The 14,762-nt window shown below is 36.9% G+C and carries 16 protein-coding genes; 6 read left to right on the top strand and 10 right to left on the bottom strand.

Going from position 1 to position 14,762, the window contains the following annotated elements:
- Nucleotides 1–56 precede the first annotated feature (56 nt).
- Nucleotides 57–1,484, top strand: coding sequence for a tagaturonate reductase (locus LVD47_RS04310; RefSeq protein ID WP_236974318.1), 1,428 nt, complete (start codon nucleotides 57–59; stop codon nucleotides 1,482–1,484).
- On the opposite strand, the gene LVD47_RS04305 is transcribed toward LVD47_RS04310, so the two are convergent.
- Nucleotides 1,481–2,524: a LacI family DNA-binding transcriptional regulator gene (locus LVD47_RS04305; protein ID WP_236974317.1), complete on the bottom strand. Its 1,044-nt coding sequence runs from the start codon at nucleotides 2,522–2,524 to the stop codon at nucleotides 1,481–1,483. The genes LVD47_RS04310 and LVD47_RS04305 overlap by 4 nt on opposite strands.
- A gap of 241 nt (nucleotides 2,525–2,765) precedes the next feature.
- Here LVD47_RS04305 and queE point away from each other — a divergent pair, with 241 nt between their 5' ends.
- Nucleotides 2,766–3,398 (top strand): 7-carboxy-7-deazaguanine synthase, encoded by a 633-nt coding sequence (queE, locus tag LVD47_RS04300; protein WP_236974316.1) that lies wholly within the window; start codon nucleotides 2,766–2,768, stop codon nucleotides 3,396–3,398.
- A 130-nt stretch (nucleotides 3,399–3,528) separates the two neighbouring features.
- Here the strand turns inward: queE and LVD47_RS04295 are convergent, their stop codons facing one another.
- Genes LVD47_RS04295 through modA form a run of 4 tightly spaced genes read right to left on the bottom strand, consistent with a single transcriptional unit; the run spans nucleotide 3,529 to nucleotide 6,232 of the window.
- On the bottom strand, nucleotides 3,529–4,404 hold the full coding sequence (locus LVD47_RS04295) for an ABC transporter ATP-binding protein (protein WP_236974315.1): 876 nt from the start codon (nucleotides 4,402–4,404) through the stop codon (nucleotides 3,529–3,531).
- On the bottom strand, nucleotides 4,397–5,071 hold the full coding sequence (gene modB, locus LVD47_RS04290) for a molybdate ABC transporter permease subunit (RefSeq protein WP_369427744.1): 675 nt from the start codon (nucleotides 5,069–5,071) through the stop codon (nucleotides 4,397–4,399). The genes LVD47_RS04295 and modB overlap by 8 nt, the downstream gene beginning before the upstream one ends.
- Nucleotides 5,071–5,472: a TOBE domain-containing protein gene (locus LVD47_RS04285; protein WP_236974313.1), complete on the bottom strand. Its 402-nt coding sequence runs from the start codon at nucleotides 5,470–5,472 to the stop codon at nucleotides 5,071–5,073. The genes modB and LVD47_RS04285 overlap by 1 nt, the downstream gene beginning before the upstream one ends.
- Nucleotides 5,465–6,232 carry a molybdate ABC transporter substrate-binding protein gene (gene modA, locus LVD47_RS04280; protein WP_236974312.1) on the bottom strand — a complete coding sequence of 256 codons (768 nt, stop codon included), beginning with the start codon at nucleotides 6,230–6,232 and terminating at the stop codon, nucleotides 5,465–5,467. The genes LVD47_RS04285 and modA overlap by 8 nt, the downstream gene beginning before the upstream one ends.
- A gap of 451 nt (nucleotides 6,233–6,683) precedes the next feature.
- On the opposite strand from modA, the gene LVD47_RS04275 reads away from it, so the two are divergent.
- The 3 genes from LVD47_RS04275 (at nucleotide 6,684) to LVD47_RS04265 (ending at nucleotide 8,930) form a co-directional block, all read left to right on the top strand.
- Nucleotides 6,684–7,970: a zinc-dependent metalloprotease family protein gene (locus LVD47_RS04275; protein ID WP_236974311.1), complete on the top strand. Its 1,287-nt coding sequence runs from the start codon at nucleotides 6,684–6,686 to the stop codon at nucleotides 7,968–7,970.
- 4 nt (nucleotides 7,971–7,974) lie between these two features.
- A complete protein-coding gene (locus LVD47_RS04270; protein WP_236974310.1) occupies nucleotides 7,975–8,520 on the top strand; it encodes a hypothetical protein in 546 nt (181 codons plus the stop codon).
- Between the two features lie 116 nt (nucleotides 8,521–8,636).
- Nucleotides 8,637–8,930: a T9SS type A sorting domain-containing protein gene (locus tag LVD47_RS04265; protein ID WP_236974309.1), complete on the top strand. Its 294-nt coding sequence runs from the start codon at nucleotides 8,637–8,639 to the stop codon at nucleotides 8,928–8,930.
- A gap of 15 nt (nucleotides 8,931–8,945) precedes the next feature.
- Here the strand turns inward: LVD47_RS04265 and moaCB are convergent, their stop codons facing one another.
- The 5 genes from moaCB to LVD47_RS04240 form a co-directional block, all read right to left on the bottom strand.
- Nucleotides 8,946–9,839 (bottom strand): bifunctional molybdenum cofactor biosynthesis protein MoaC/MoaB, encoded by an 894-nt coding sequence (gene moaCB, locus LVD47_RS04260; RefSeq protein ID WP_236974308.1) that lies wholly within the window; start codon nucleotides 9,837–9,839, stop codon nucleotides 8,946–8,948.
- A 48-nt stretch (nucleotides 9,840–9,887) separates the two neighbouring features.
- On the bottom strand, nucleotides 9,888–10,322 hold the full coding sequence (locus tag LVD47_RS04255) for a molybdenum cofactor biosynthesis protein MoaE (RefSeq protein WP_236974307.1): 435 nt from the start codon (nucleotides 10,320–10,322) through the stop codon (nucleotides 9,888–9,890).
- Nucleotides 10,323–10,449: 127 nt separating this feature from the next.
- Complete coding sequence (cobA, locus tag LVD47_RS04250; protein ID WP_236974306.1) at nucleotides 10,450–11,253, bottom strand: uroporphyrinogen-III C-methyltransferase; 804 nt, start codon at nucleotides 11,251–11,253, stop codon at nucleotides 10,450–10,452.
- A gap of 529 nt (nucleotides 11,254–11,782) precedes the next feature.
- Nucleotides 11,783–12,871, bottom strand: a complete 1,089-nt coding sequence (locus LVD47_RS04245; RefSeq protein ID WP_236974305.1) for a hypothetical protein — start codon at nucleotides 12,869–12,871, stop codon at nucleotides 11,783–11,785.
- A gap of 150 nt (nucleotides 12,872–13,021) precedes the next feature.
- Nucleotides 13,022–13,537: an RNA polymerase sigma factor gene (locus LVD47_RS04240; RefSeq protein ID WP_236974304.1), complete on the bottom strand. Its 516-nt coding sequence runs from the start codon at nucleotides 13,535–13,537 to the stop codon at nucleotides 13,022–13,024.
- A 228-nt stretch (nucleotides 13,538–13,765) separates the two neighbouring features.
- On the opposite strand from LVD47_RS04240, the gene LVD47_RS04235 reads away from it, so the two are divergent.
- Complete coding sequence (locus LVD47_RS04235; protein ID WP_236974303.1) at nucleotides 13,766–14,701, top strand: FecR family protein; 936 nt, start codon at nucleotides 13,766–13,768, stop codon at nucleotides 14,699–14,701.
- Nucleotides 14,702–14,762 lie beyond the last annotated feature (61 nt).

The raw sequence follows: 14,762 nt of genomic DNA, 5'->3' as shown, positions 1-14,762 counted from the left end.
AAAGTTATAGTCACTTGCTTTGGCATTTGGCTATAACTTTTTTTTAAACTTGCAGTATGAAAGAATCGAATGGCAAAGACAATAGAGTAATTCAATTTGGTGGAGGGAATTTTTTAAGAGCTTTTTGCGACTGGATGTTTCAAAGGGTGAATCTTCATGCTGAAAAGAAAATCAGTGTTACTTTGATCAAGCCTACCCCAGGCGGTGATTATTCCAATCTGAAAGATCAAAAGGGAAAATTCCATGTGGTTGTTGAGGGATTGGTCAACGGCCACGCAAAATCGATAATTGAAAGAATAGATGTAATTGATGAGATCATTCATCCGTACGTTGATTTTAATGCTTTTTTGAATTCAGCAGAAGATGAAAATGTAACGATGATTGTATCGAATACAACAGAGAGTGGAATTGTGTATTCCGATGAACCGTATTCTCCTGATCATCCTTCTCAAGAATTCCCTGGAAAGTTATGTCAATGGTTGTACCATCGCTTTCAGAAATTGGGGAATACCACAGAAAGTATAGTCATTATGCCTACTGAACTAATTGAGCAGAATGGAGACACTTTGAAAAAATGTGTGGTCTCTTATATGAGGCACTGGAATCTTGAAGAGTCTTTTCATCAATGGCTGGATAAAAAATGCCTTTTTGTAAATACCCTGGTAGATCGTATTGTTCCGGGATATTCGGACCAGGCATTTCACAAAGTAAAAACAAAGAAAGGGATATCTGATAAAGCTGTGGTTGTGTGCGAACCATATCACAGTTTGGTCATTGCTTCAGAAAAAAATGTTTCAAAATTTTTGCCATTTGGGGAAGCCGATTTGAATGTTGAACTTGTATCCGACCTATCTGAATATAGACAAAAGAAAGTTAGGATTTTAAATGGTGCCCATACATCGATGGTCCCTGTCGGTTTATTAAATGGGATTTCTACGGTCATTGAGATAATGAATACAGATTGGTCTTTTAATTTTGTAAAAGAATGCCTGTTGGAAGAAGTAGTTCCCACGTTGGATGGTGATGAAGAAGAGGCCAGGAAATATGTAGAAATTACTTTAGAGCGGTTTGGCAACCCATATCTTCAGCACAAGTTATCTGATATAGCATTGAACTCTATTGCGAAAATAAGGTTTAGGTTATTACCTTCCTTGTTATCTTTTTATAATAGAAATGGACAGTTGCCTTCTCGCATTGTATTTTCGATAGCTAATTGGCTATGTATTTATTTATTTGACGGATTTGGGACATTTAATCCCAAAGATACATCTGAGGTTTTGACTTTTTTCGAAAGACAAAAAGAAATTCTGGACTCAAATACTGATACCTTAGAAACAGTGGTCGAAAATGTTTTACGTGAATCCGAATTTTGGGGAACAGATTTATCAAAAATGGAAGGTTTGAAAGGGCGGTTGCTGGAACACATTGAGGAAATTCAATCACCGGAGTTTCACATTGAGAAGTATGTCAGTGAATTGGTCTAAATAGGGTTTCGACTTGTAGATTCCCGGATATTCATTTCGGTATCCAACTCTATGTTTTTATATGTATATAATCCTTTTTCCGGACTAAAATTGATTTCTGATAACAATAATTCAACAGCTTGTTTACCCATTTGAATCCCGGGCTGTTTTAGTGAGGTTACAGACGGACGCATTAAATAGGAGGTAGGTTCTTCGCTGAACCCGATTACGCCCAATTGTTCAGGCACATTTATTCCCATATCAAGCGCAACGGATATAGCACTAATGGCCATTAAATTATTGGCACAGAATATAGCATCCGGTGGATCTTTGAGGTTCAATAAGTATTTTGCAGATTTTGTCCCTTCTTTATGGGTCATAAAATGATTGGTTTGGGAATAAGCCTCGATAACTGGTAAATTATAGTCGTTCAAAGCTTTTAAATATCCTTCCAGTCTTTTTTTGAAAATTGATAATTGAACGGGGCCAGCTACGTGGGCGATTTTCCTGTACCCTTGATTGATTAAGTGCTCTGTAGCCCTGTAAGCACTTTTTTCATCATTTATAAAAATATTGGATGTATTCAATTTTTGGTCGGGGACCCGATCAAAAAAGACCACGGGAATTCCCCTGTTTTTGGCTTTGAGGAAATGACTGTATTCATCGGTTTCTACGGCCAATGAAGCAATGATCCCATCTACATTCATAGACAATAGTGATTCAACATTACTAAATTCTCTCTCTTTGGAATCCTGGGATTGACAAATTATAATTGAATAACCGTATTTGTATGCGGTTTCTTCCATGCTATAGATTGTGGATGAAAAAAATGCACGGTTGATTTGTGGAATTATTACACCGATGGTATTAGTTTTATTGGTCATTAAGCCAGAGGCTAGCTGGTTTTTGGTAAACCCCATTTCCTTGGCTATATTTCGTATTTTTTCTTTCGTTTTAGAACTTATGCGACGGTCATTATTAAGTGCCCTGCTTACTGTGGATAGAGCCACTCCTGCCCGGATGGCAATGTCTTCCATTTTTACCGATGGTTTCTTTTTCATAAAACGATTGGATAATTATCGTGTTGTATAAATGTTAAATATAAGGAGTTTTTATGGAAGTTTTGAAAGGCCCTGTAGCAAGAAATCGGAAGCTTATGGTTAATGACAAGTTGTTTATCTTTACCTGGAATCGGTAAATTTCTAAACTTTCGTATATTTTCCTTAAACAATTTTAGGTTTGGGTAGTATTATCAATGAATTCGCATAATTTTGGGGTTTATATTTTAAATCATCTATACAATTGAGTTATAAGGTAAAAGAAATATACTATACATTGCAAGGCGAAGGCAATCATTCGGGGCGGCCCGCTGTCTTTCTCCGGTTTTCAGGCTGCAATCTTTGGTCAGGCAGAGAAGAAGACCGGCACAAAGCTATTTGTCAATTTTGTGATACTGATTTTTGGGGTGTTGATGGCGAAAACGGAGGTAAATATACTTCAGCTAAAAGCCTAGTGGAGACGGTGAATGCATTAATGCCTGAGGGTGCGTATCCAAAATATGTAGTCTGTACTGGTGGCGAACCAATGCTGCAATTGGACCATGCATTGGTAAATGCTTTTCACGATGCCGGAATTGAAGTAGGGATGGAGACCAATGGTACTATAGAGGTCAATTTGCCGGTCGATTGGATTTGTATGAGTCCAAAGGAGAATACAGAAATTTTACAGCGTAGTGGTCATGAGCTCAAAATTGTATATCCACAAGGGGGAATGGATCCCAGAGAGTGGGAAGAGTTGGATTATCAATATCTTTATATTTCACCAATGGATAATGATAAACAGGATGAAAATATTCAAAAATGCATAGATTTTTGTAAGGAAAATCCCAAATGGAGGTTGAGTCTACAATCCCATAAATTCCTTGATATAAAATAGAATTACACATTATAATAAATCTATTGGATATTGAATGCTAGGTACGTTGGTGTCAATACTTTTAGCACTGGTATCTCTGAATACTATATGTACCTTACGTTCCACTTTATATGGTCCGGAAGGCTTTACCTTATAATTTTCGAATAATCGGATTAAAGGCTTTCGACGCAACCAATACCTTATCTCCCGGTTGCCATTGATCTACTTCGCATTGGTCAGCAACAATTTTGACTACATCATTACCGATTAGAATCGTAACGATATATAGGACATCTTCCTGTGAAATATGTAATATTTCTCCAGTAAAGCTGAATTTGGCACTGGTTTGTCCCATTCCGAATATCTCAGAAGGCTTTCCCTGTCTGATGATTTTCCCTTCTTTCAATTCGTATATATGGTCAGAAAGTTTGATTATTTCCCCGGGGTCATGACTGACAAGTACTGTGGTAAGTTGGTAATTTTTATGAACTTTCAATAAATATTCCTGGAGTTTGAGCCGCATGGAGTAATCCAGGGCGGAAAGGGGTTCGTCAAGGAGCAAGATGTCCGGACTTTCGACAAGGGCTCTGGCTAGAGCCACTCTTTGCTTTTGTCCGCCAGAAAGAATTCCTGGCTTTTTGTCTTTTAGTCCGCCCAATTCCATTAGGTCTATTAATTCGTCAATTTTGGATTTGCTCCTTTTTTTATTAAAGCTTGCGTATTCCAAATTTTGAAATACGGTCATATTAGGAAATAGCGCGTAATCCTGAAAGACAAAACCTACTTTGCGTTTTTGCGGGGGAAGCGAAAATTTTCTCTGTGAATCGTACCACTTTGAATCATTAACAGATATTTGACCTTTATCCGGTTGAACAATTCCAGCAAGGATCTTAAGAAGTGTTGTTTTACCTGCACCGGAAGCACCAAACAAGGTTACGAACGAATGTCTGTCTATCACAAGTTTTACATCTAATTCCATTGTGCCGTCAGGTGCGAATAATTTTTTAAATACATGTACATCAATCATACCCGAAATATTTGAAATTTGAGCCATTGACTATGTATACCAATAGTAGAATTGCAAAAGTGAGGACGAAAAGGATTAAAGAATATTGATTAGCCGTATCGTAATTCAGAGCCTCTACTTCATCGTAGATTGCAATTGAAGCTACTTTAGTCTTATTTGGAATATTCCCCCCGATCATCAATACGACACCAAATTCCCCGATAGTATGGGCAAAGGTAAGGACCATACCCGTAAGAAGTGATGTTTTGATATTAGGTAATTCGATTTTGAGCAATGTTGTCCATTTTGATTTTCCCATTATATAAGATGCTTCTATCATAGAAGGGGACAGACCTGATAACCCGGAGCGAATAGGCTGGACCATAAATGGAAGGCTATAGATTACAGAGGCTATTACCAGACCAGGAAAGGTAAATACTAATCGAATTCCCAACCACTCATCTAGCCATTGTCCAAAAGCATTACCGGGACTAAAAGCCAATAAAAAATAAAACCCAAGAACCGTAGGGGGTAGTACAAGGGGCATGGATATTGAGGCTTCAATAGCCGGTTTTATCCTGAAGCGGGAATGTGTGAGCCAATAGGCCAGAGGAATTGAAATGAAGAATAAGATCACGGTTGTTATAAAGGCAAGTTGAAAGGTTAATATTAAAGGAGACCAATCCATCATTTGGAAAGAATAATTTCGTTCAATTTGATCATAGCCATTATATCACAACCTACCGTAAGGTCGAGTTCGTAAACGGCCAGTGTGCTTATCACTGAGATGACAGGACCTATATCCGTGCAAAGAACCACTCTGCTAAGTAATTCACCTGCCTCTATTTCACTGATCGTACCTGGAATTCTATTTAACAAACTGATGGCCGGAAGTTTATCCGTTGAAAGGATTACTTCGGTTTCTTTAAAAACTACATTGACAATCCTATCACTAGAAATATAGGTAGCTGACTCCGGGGTGTCAATTACAATGGATTTGAGCTTGATTTTGTTGTTAACAGTTACTGTGATTACAGAAAAATTGCCACGTGTATTTATTTCACTAATATGTCCCTGAAATTTATTCATCTACATTGTATCCAAATCCTTTGAGTATTTCTTTTGCACTATCGGAAAATATGAAATTATAAAACTTTTTGGCATTTTCACCATTTGTGGAATTGCGTTTTATCAAGATAACCCCCTGGTTAATGGGTGAGTAAGTCTTAGAGGGAATTTCTATCCACTTTCCTTTGTTTTTCATCTGGGGAGAAAGTACTACAGACATCGCGGTAAATCCCAATTCAGCAGAACCGGAAGTGATAAATTGATTGGTTTGCGAAATGCTTTCTCCATACACCAGCTTTGTAGATATCTCATCCAGTAAATCGTAATACTGCAAAGCTTCAGATGCGGCTTGTCCATAGGGTGCGGTCATGGGGTTAGCCAGGGCTATATGTTTTATATCCCTCGAGGAGAGGGAAGGTATCTTTGGTGAAATTTTGTCGGACATGGTCCAAAGAACCAGACGGCCCCGGGCATAGATTTCTGGAAAATTATTGGCCAGTCCTGCTTCATAAATAGCTTGCGGGTATTTCATGTTTGCGGATACAAATAGATCGAAGGGTGCACCTTCTTTTATTTGAGCTGTTAATTTACCTGACGAACCGATAATCAAGTCGCATTCTATACCGGTTTTATTGGTGAAATCTTCCGTTAGAGCCTTCATGGCAAATTGCATATTGGCAGCTGTGGCGATGGTGAGAGGAGCAGAACCCGTTTCCCGGCAGGAGGAAAAAATTAAAATGAAAAGGGAGAACATAGATATGGGATACAATCTTGCATTCATATGATAAATTTAGCGCGATTTATTCGGAGTACTCAAAAATATTAAGGTGGTTTTGAATTACACATATTTGATTTCATAGAAAAAATAGTGAAGGGTCTGTTATTACTCATCCGAATGACTTGTTACCTCCAAATGGATTTAGCATCAGGATTTATTATTGAATATATGAGATTATGAGGTCGAATGCTAGTAATTATATATATATTATCATGAAGGTTTTATTGCTAAAACTTTATTTTTTAGAAATAATATTTGTATGTTTATTACTATCCCTGAAATTTTATTGAAAACGATTAAATATTTATAACATGAGAAGCCCATTTCCCATTTAGCTTTTCTTTTGACCAAAATTATGATTGTAATTCTGTTTTGTAGTACACATTCCCCAGGGCAATTGGTGTGTGGGACAGTGGACTCTTCACCTGGTATTCAGTTACAGTCTTCTCCTTGAGTGGATATAGACGAAGTTCCCATAAAAACCGTAAGAATATCTTTTCATATATTTCAAAAGGATGATGGGAGCGAAAATATACCAGATAATCCTGCAGGTCATGATTATTTAGATATGGTATTAGACAATATGAATGACGATATGGCTTCACTTGATAATTTTGATTATACGACGACCTCACCCTATTTTCAGGATTCTAAAATTAGGTATGAGGTGGTGGCGATTCACTTCTGGGAGAATACAGAAATGTGGAGTAAAGGGGATGCCGCAAGTCCAAGTGTGTGGTTGAGTAATGGAAATGATTTGTACGATTTTGTAATGAATAAGCCTATTTCCTATAAAAATTATTCGATCCATTTGTTAATGCCAGGAAATTATTCGGGAGACGGATCTACTGTGGGTGGGGTAGCTTGTGATGCAGGATGTAACGATTGGTCTATGGCTGTGGGAAGTTATTTATGGTATCAAAATACTGGAGGATTACCGAATAACCCCAATCATTGGGATCCAGCTATAAATTGGAGACATGAATTGGGGCATAATCTTGGCTTACGCCATATCTTTTCTGCTTCAGAATCTTGTAGTGATACACCTAATTGTCAAGATTGTAACAATAATTTAATGGATTGGATAAAGCCCCAGTCCTCTCTTACACAGTGCCAACTATCTATAATGCACCATTGGCTCGAAAATAATTCTGCCGTAGGAAAGTCCGGATTGCCGAATTACAATATCGAAGGCCAGGTATATTGGCCTGGGTATAGTTCTACTTTGAATCCTGTCAATTATGTAAGCAACTCTCTTGTTCATGTCACTCTCAATGAACCGGATGCTGATCTTTTTAACTGGACATTGTCATATGGAAGTGCCTATTGGCAATCGGATAATGACGGAAAAGATCTTGAAATCGATTATTCGGGTAGCAGCGGTACTTCCATGAATTTTGAAGTTGAAACGGAGTACAATTGTAATACGATTTCCCGAAAGGTGGGATTTGAATACTCTGGAAATCTATACAGCATTCATCCCAATCCAATGGTTAATGAACTTACTATCTCAATGAATGATGAAACATATAATAAAATAGTGGATAATAGTAATTTTACGAATAAGAATGGCCATTATTTGAAAGTATACGACCAATACAAATCGTTGGTAATTGAAAAAGTACTGGTAGCGAATTTTGGTTCCCGGACTATAGAGGTGCCAGGTCTCAAACCGGGATTATACACTGTCGAACTTCAAAATCCATATTTCAAAAAGACTTTTAAAGTTCAAAAATTATAGTCTCATGATACTTTTGTTTATCATAATTTTGAGTTCATTATTTATTTTCCGTCCTGCAATTTATTCGCAAGATACCAGTAGCCTGGAATGGGCACCAGAAGGAGCTACCTGGCATTATAATTTTTTTAGCGTATTGAGTCAGACTGTTAGTAGTCTAAAGATGACAGCGACAAAAGACACTGTGGTGAACGGGAAGGATGCGCGTATCATTGAAGGGGAGATTTATTTGTATAATGGGGATACTGCTGTAGCTACTGATTATTACGAACAGGGAAGGATCGTGATCCATCAGCAGGGGGATTCTATTTTTTATTTGAGGGAGAATAAATTTGAAATTCTATATGATTTCAGTATGGAAGAAGGGGATACTATGAGGATTGTCACACCTGCGCCTTATGACCCGGATGCCAGTAGTGTTCAGGATACTTTTATTTATGTCACACTGGAATCTACCGGCACTATTGAGATAAATGGTGAAATTTTGCGCACACAGAAACTGAAAAACTTTTTCCCGGTGATCACTCAACAAGATATGAAATTGGTGAGGTAGTCATAGAGAAAATAGGTAGTTCTAGATTCTTCCTTCCTTATGATGATTTACTGTGCGATGGCGCATGCCCCATTCCCCTGCGCTGCTACCAGGACGATAAATTATTCTACAAGCAGGTGGATATCGCTTGTGATTCTACCTATGTGATTAGTGCGACAGATCCGGGGTCGGGGAATAAAGAAATTAAATTATATCCTAATCCTGTTCTCAAGGGAGAAACCTTGCAGATAGAAGGAATGGATGTGAAAGAATGGATACTCAGGAATATACAAGGAAAATTGATATCAAAGGGGACTAGCTTCATTGGGAGTGCGACTATAAACTTATCCGATAATGCAGTTGCCGGTATGTATTTTATGGAATTGCGGTCAGGAAAATACAGCTATGTAAAGAACCTAATTATCCAATAATATTAATCTTTCTCTTCAATCATGCCTGGCTCCCCTAAAAATTTTAAATACATGGAGTAGGTGAGGGAAAATCGCATCCATGGATTCAGAAGCGCCTTTGGTAGACCCGGGAAGGGCCAAAACCAAACAATTACCCAGGGTGCCTGCCACGCTGCGCGATAACATGGAATAAGGCATTCGGTCCTGGCCATAACTACGGATTGCTTCTTCAATTCCCGGAATTCTCCGGTCTAGAAGTGGCGTCAAAGCTTCCGGGGTTGAATCCCTTACGGATAAACCAGTTCCACCTGTATAAATTATTAATTGTGAATCTCTTGAAAAGGCCTTTGCCTTCTCTCTGATATCTTCCATTTCGTCAGCAATTACTTCATAGTGTTCTATTCCTACACCGCATTCCTCCAATTTAGCTATAATTGCTTTCCCTGCTTTATCTTTTTTGGTTCCTGCATGAATAGAATCAGAACATACAATTACAGATGCTTTAATGGGATGAAGAAATTTCTCTCCGTACGAAGCCTGATCACCATGTTGGTGGGTGACTTTTATTTTCTGTATTTCAATTTCTTCAAAGGAGTCTTTATAGGTATCGTAAATGACTAGTCCGGCAATTGATAAACCATGCATTGCCTGCGTGGTGATGGGTGCTTTCGAGACTGTTTTGGCAATAACTGTTATTTCGATAGAATTATCCATAATGGAAAAATTAACTTCAATAGCATCAATTGCCGTATTATGACATCCGGGTATTGTTTGGTGAGTGTTTTTTAGAGCCAGAAGTGTGGCAGACTTTACGGTTCCTTCTATTTTTTCATTCCACAGGGATTGTATATTTTTGTGGCCGTTAAAAGTGACATTTGATTGGGCTACAACTTTTTTCAGCGTGGATATATGACCAGTTATGTCTTCCATTTATTGAAACTTAAAGTTTGAATTCCTTATATGAGTACGGTATGAAATCTAATTATTTTCTTTCCAGATATAGGATTTATTTTTTAAAAGTTCTTTCCCGAAAATAGGCACTCTGTTTTTAATTTCATTGACCAGAAATTCTGTAGCTTCATATACTTCCGGTCTATGGGGAGCAGAAACCATTACAAAAAAACAGATTTCCCCAACATTGATTTTACCCAGGCTGTGATAAATATGCAAACAGGACAAATGGTATTTTTCAAAAGCTTCTTCCCGAATTGTTTTGATAGTGGCAACAGCCATTTCTTCATATGCAGAAAACTCTATACTAGATACCTCTGAACCTTCTTTTTTGTCAGCTCGGACCTGACCGAGGAAAAAATTATGGGCTCCTATATGATGCTTTAATTGATGATTGGTTAATACCTCGGCTACAAATCCTGGGGGAATAGCGCCTTCGATAAAATTTCCCTTCTTTTTCATATTCTCATTTCCTTTTGACTTTAATATTACAAATTTTCATTTAGAATTTTCATAAAGAGGGGGTAGGAAGTTACGTCGATCAAAGTTTTGTATTAAAAGTGTGCTCAGGTAAATGATTCGATAGAAATTAATTGAATTGTAGGTTTAATTCCGGTAACGGTATTTCATCGGCAAAGTGACGACCTTTTCTTACTACTTCACCAATCACTATTACTGCTGGGTTGGTAATGCTTTGTTTTTCTACTTTTGAAAGGATATTAGCAATAGTTCCATAACATTGTTTTTGATCATTTCGCGTTCCATTTTGTATAATAGCTATCGGTAAATTTTCCCTCCCACAACTTTTATAGATATTGGTTATTTCCAATAATTTTTTCATACCCATTAGAATGATAATAGTGGCTGAACTTCTTGCAGCATATTGGATATCGTGAGAAAGTTTATTTTGTGATGTAACTCCAGTAATGACCCAAAAACTCCGTGATATGTTTCGGACAGTAGCGGGAATTTGCATAGTCCCCGGAACCCCGGTTGCTGAACTAATCCCAGGTATTACTTCTGTCTCTATGTTGAAATTCCTTACAAATTCTATTTCTTCAAAACCCCTGCCAAACACAAACGGATCTCCCCCTTTGAGTCGGACTACATGTCCTTGGGATAAGGCATATTTGACGATCATTTGGTTGATTTCTATCTGGGTAAAAGAATGTTTACCCCTGCGTTTTCCGACGTATATTTTTATAGCTCCCGAGGCGTATCCCATAAGAGCCGGATTAGCCAATGCATCGTAAAGAATGACCGCGGCTGATTCCAATGCTTTGACTCCTTTGACAGTAATTAAATCGGGATCACCTGGCCCGGCACCAACAAGTGTTAATTTGGGCGTATTATTTATGTGAAAGGGAGGTAAAGTGGTGTGTACAGATATCATAGGCAATATAAAGTAATTAATAAATTTATTACGTAATAATAACTAAAATATAATCTATTTAATAAGTATATGTACTTAATTTTTATGAATTGTGATTTTAAAAGTAGAAATCCCTATTGGAGTAATAATTCTTTGAGGCCTGAAATTCCTTCTAAGACGATGTCGGGATTCGGAAAGTAGGAATTATTCTCTGTCAAAGTATATTAATAGTAACCAAGTATTGATTTTGTAGATAATATGATGCTATTGTATTTTGTTATTTTCAAGGAGTTTTTTGATTAAAATAATCTAGAGTAAGAGAGCAGTGAAAGAATTTCTGGGTTTCAAATCACCTATTTTTTTACTTTAAAATTTCTACCACGGAAAAAATTTATCCCTTTTATGGGAGATTTGAAAATGTATAAGATAAAACCTTGACAGGATGTGAATCCTTTTGTTACGGATGAAAAGAACGGATGTTAACCAGAGGGCAGAGAGTAGTAATCACAAGAGGATTCCGGAAAAACAGGTTTGTGAGAAATAAATGAGGCTACGTTATCAGAAGTATAATTAAGGAATAAGCAAGAAAAGTGAAAAACGAGCTTATTATTCCTGCTCCAATAAATAGGAGAAATTTGATGCCTGTTTTAATATAGCCTTGTTTGTAAAATTGTTTCATTGAGAGGTAAAAGTACAGGGCAGGAAATAAGAAAAATGCGAAAATCTGTACGGTATCAGAAACAATAAATAAACTGAGGGCATAGATAAATAATACTATGAATAAAATAGTTGATACCGAATAGAGGATAAAAACCAGGTGCTCGACAAAAAATCTTTTTTTCCTCCAATATAGTGCGGTCATAAAAAGAGCAAACAAAGGTATATTGGCTATTAGGAACCAGGTAAAGTATTGCATGAAAACCTGGGGGATAGAAGAATATTCCCACAAAAGTTTTGACATACGGGCAATGATAATTTTACCAACAAATGATTCGATACGATACTTTTTAAGTATGGATTGCGGGCTTCGATAAAATAAATCCCTATATGCAATAGCAGTGGCAGTGGAATCTTTATGGAGGGAGATTGAAGGGGCTTCTACCTTATCGAGATTAAAGAACATGGAATTATTGTCCCAGGATATTGAATCCATTTCTACGTTCAATGGGGTATCTACCTCTAATAAGTCAGGATGGTTTTCCAGTGAATCATTTATCACTCTTATTTTATGGTTATTAAAATATTCATATAAAAAGACTGATATGGGTTTTTGATATTCCGGATGAGTATGTAAAAAACGTATTCTCAAGCTGTCCAATAATTGTACATCTTCAGATTGTTGAAAATTGAGAACCGGTTTATATTTTTGAAAATGTCCTGATCTTCCTGCTTTGGCCTGCGTGTATTCTTTTTCTACATAGTGAGAAATAATTCCTTGAACTGAAAAAAAAAGTATTGTCGTTATAAAAAAGAATTTAAAAGGGCTAGAATATTTTATGTTGCTTCGGAAAAAGGTTCCGGATATTTTTCCAGGAACCCACTGGTCTACAAATGTGGGAATAAATCCATTATCCAAACTGAAAGTGGTGCTCAGGAAATCGCTGAAAATACTTTTGAAATCCAATTTGGGAGATTTCATTCGTGCACCACAATTCTGACAAAATCTACTCTTACTACTAAGAATGGGAGCATTGCAATTCTTGCAAAATTGTTGATTGGAAGAATCCGTCATTTGTCTATCCCTAACATTGAACCAAATAATAAATATACATACAATTCTTTATGATAATTACATCATTGCATAGGCAGCCAGAAGAAGAAAGTATTCGGGTTTTATCCGGGTTTTTATTTTTTGAGTAGCCTGGGCCAGGTGATTTTTTACCGTATAAGGGGAAATATCTAATTTTTTACTTATTTCATCAAGTGACAGCCCATCAATTCGATTCATCCGATATACTTTTTGCTGCCGGGGAGGTAAGTCTTTTAAGACGGACTCAAGTTCGGAAATTAAATCATTTTGCAGTACTTCTTTGAGGACCGTGTTCTCTGACTTCTGGGTGGCCTCCCATACTTTCTCTTTATACTCTTTTTGCCGGTGCATTCTCTTGAAATGATCCATTACTACATGATGAGCAATTGTCAAAATATAAGAATCTAAGTCTTTTACTTCCTCAAACTTATCCCTGTTACTCCACACTTTGACCATTACATCTTGCGTGAGATCTTCAGCTTCAGATTTTAGCTTTATATAATTGATTAAAAATCCGAATACCCGTTTTCTATATTCCTTTATAATTTCATCCATATAATATATTATAAAAAGGGATGATTGAGAAAAAAATAATCTAAAAAAATTATTTATTAGTAGTAAGAGTTTTGTAAAGGTAGTAAAAGAAAAATAATTTTAAAAAAAATAAATATAGACTAGTCTTTTTTTTGATGAATACGGTCTTACTGATCAAATAGGAACAATGAAATAATTAAATTAAGCTAAAAAAGAGTGAAGGAGAATCAACAACGAATCAAGAAACTAATGAGCAAGTACAGGAACAATACTTGTACAAAGGAAGAGTTTGAAGAGTTAATTGTTATTTCCCAGGAGGAGGGCAATCAAGATTTATTTCGTGATTTTATGAAAGAGGAGTGGGTGGAATTTATGGATTTGAAGGAACAAGAATCAGTAAAAAGGGGTAGTCTATTTAAGTTACCCATTCTGGTTAAAGTGGCTGCTTCGTTATTAATTTTGATATCACTTGGTTTCGTGGGGTATCAGTTCTTTTTCAATCAGGAAGAAATATATATTACTGGAAACGGCGAAGTCAAGAATATTCAATTACCGGATGGATCAGAGGTTAAACTCAATGCCAATTCAGAGCTAATATGGAAGGGGAATGTTAACAGACCTGGAGGACGAATTGTAGAGCTTGAGGGAGAAGCTTTTTTTGAAGTAGCCAAAATATTGGTTGGAGGAGAGGAAACAAAGGAAGAAAGATATGCACCATTTCGGGTCATAACCAAGGATTTGAGTATTGATGTTTTGGGGACTTCTTTCAATGTATCCTCACGGAATAAGAATAGCGAAGTTTTTTTGAATGAAGGCTCCGTGGAATTGCTGATACGTGATCGCGAGAAACAGTTGATGAAGCCGGGTGAAAAAATTACTTACGATGTCGAGTCCAAAGTGGTCACTGAAGAAATCTCGGAAACGATGTCGACTTCAGCATCCTGGGTCAATGGGGTACTCAATTTTCACGATGAGACATTGGGTCAGGTATTAGAAAATCTGACAGATATATACGGACATCGGTTGACTTGTAAGGATACTACATTGGTTCAGAAGAGAATAAATCTGGGAGTACCATATATGGACTGGGATAATACGAGAAAAGCGTTAGAAATGGCCATGGAAATCGAAATCGAGGCCCGAGGAGTCATTTATGAAGTGACCCGGAAACTCGATAAAGAGTAGTTTTTCGGGTAAGATCGATCGAAGACAGAAGTAATATTAGGTTTAATTTGGTTTGTATTAG

Origin of the sequence: Membranihabitans maritimus (assembly GCF_021729145.1) — a bacterium.
GTDB classification, from domain to species: Bacteria; Bacteroidota; Bacteroidia; order Chitinophagales; family Saprospiraceae; genus Membranihabitans; species Membranihabitans maritimus.
This window is presented reverse-complemented; position numbering and strand designations above follow the sequence as displayed.

Coding starts and splice junctions, on each gene's coding strand:
- LVD47_RS04310 (WP_236974318.1), top strand. CDS start 57: ATGAAAGAATCGAATGGCAAAGACAATAGAGTAATTCAATTTGGTGGA.
- LVD47_RS04305 (WP_236974317.1), bottom strand. CDS start 2,524: ATGAAAAAGAAACCATCGGTAAAAATGGAAGACATTGCCATCCGGGCA.
- LVD47_RS04295 (WP_236974315.1), bottom strand. CDS start 4,404: ATGATTGATGTACATGTATTTAAAAAATTATTCGCACCTGACGGCACA.
- modB (WP_369427744.1), bottom strand. CDS start 5,071: ATGGATTGGTCTCCTTTAATATTAACCTTTCAACTTGCCTTTATAACA.
- LVD47_RS04285 (WP_236974313.1), bottom strand. CDS start 5,472: ATGAATAAATTTCAGGGACATATTAGTGAAATAAATACACGTGGCAAT.
- modA (WP_236974312.1), bottom strand. CDS start 6,232: ATGAATGCAAGATTGTATCCCATATCTATGTTCTCCCTTTTCATTTTA.
- LVD47_RS04270 (WP_236974310.1), top strand. CDS start 7,975: ATGATACTTTTGTTTATCATAATTTTGAGTTCATTATTTATTTTCCGT.
- moaCB (WP_236974308.1), bottom strand. CDS start 9,839: ATGGAAGACATAACTGGTCATATATCCACGCTGAAAAAAGTTGTAGCC.
- LVD47_RS04255 (WP_236974307.1), bottom strand. CDS start 10,322: ATGAAAAAGAAGGGAAATTTTATCGAAGGCGCTATTCCCCCAGGATTT.
- cobA (WP_236974306.1), bottom strand. CDS start 11,253: ATGATATCTGTACACACCACTTTACCTCCCTTTCACATAAATAATACG.
- LVD47_RS04245 (WP_236974305.1), bottom strand. CDS start 12,871: ATGAAATCTCCCAAATTGGATTTCAAAAGTATTTTCAGCGATTTCCTG.
- LVD47_RS04240 (WP_236974304.1), bottom strand. CDS start 13,537: ATGGATGAAATTATAAAGGAATATAGAAAACGGGTATTCGGATTTTTA.
- LVD47_RS04235 (WP_236974303.1), top strand. CDS start 13,766: ATGAGCAAGTACAGGAACAATACTTGTACAAAGGAAGAGTTTGAAGAG.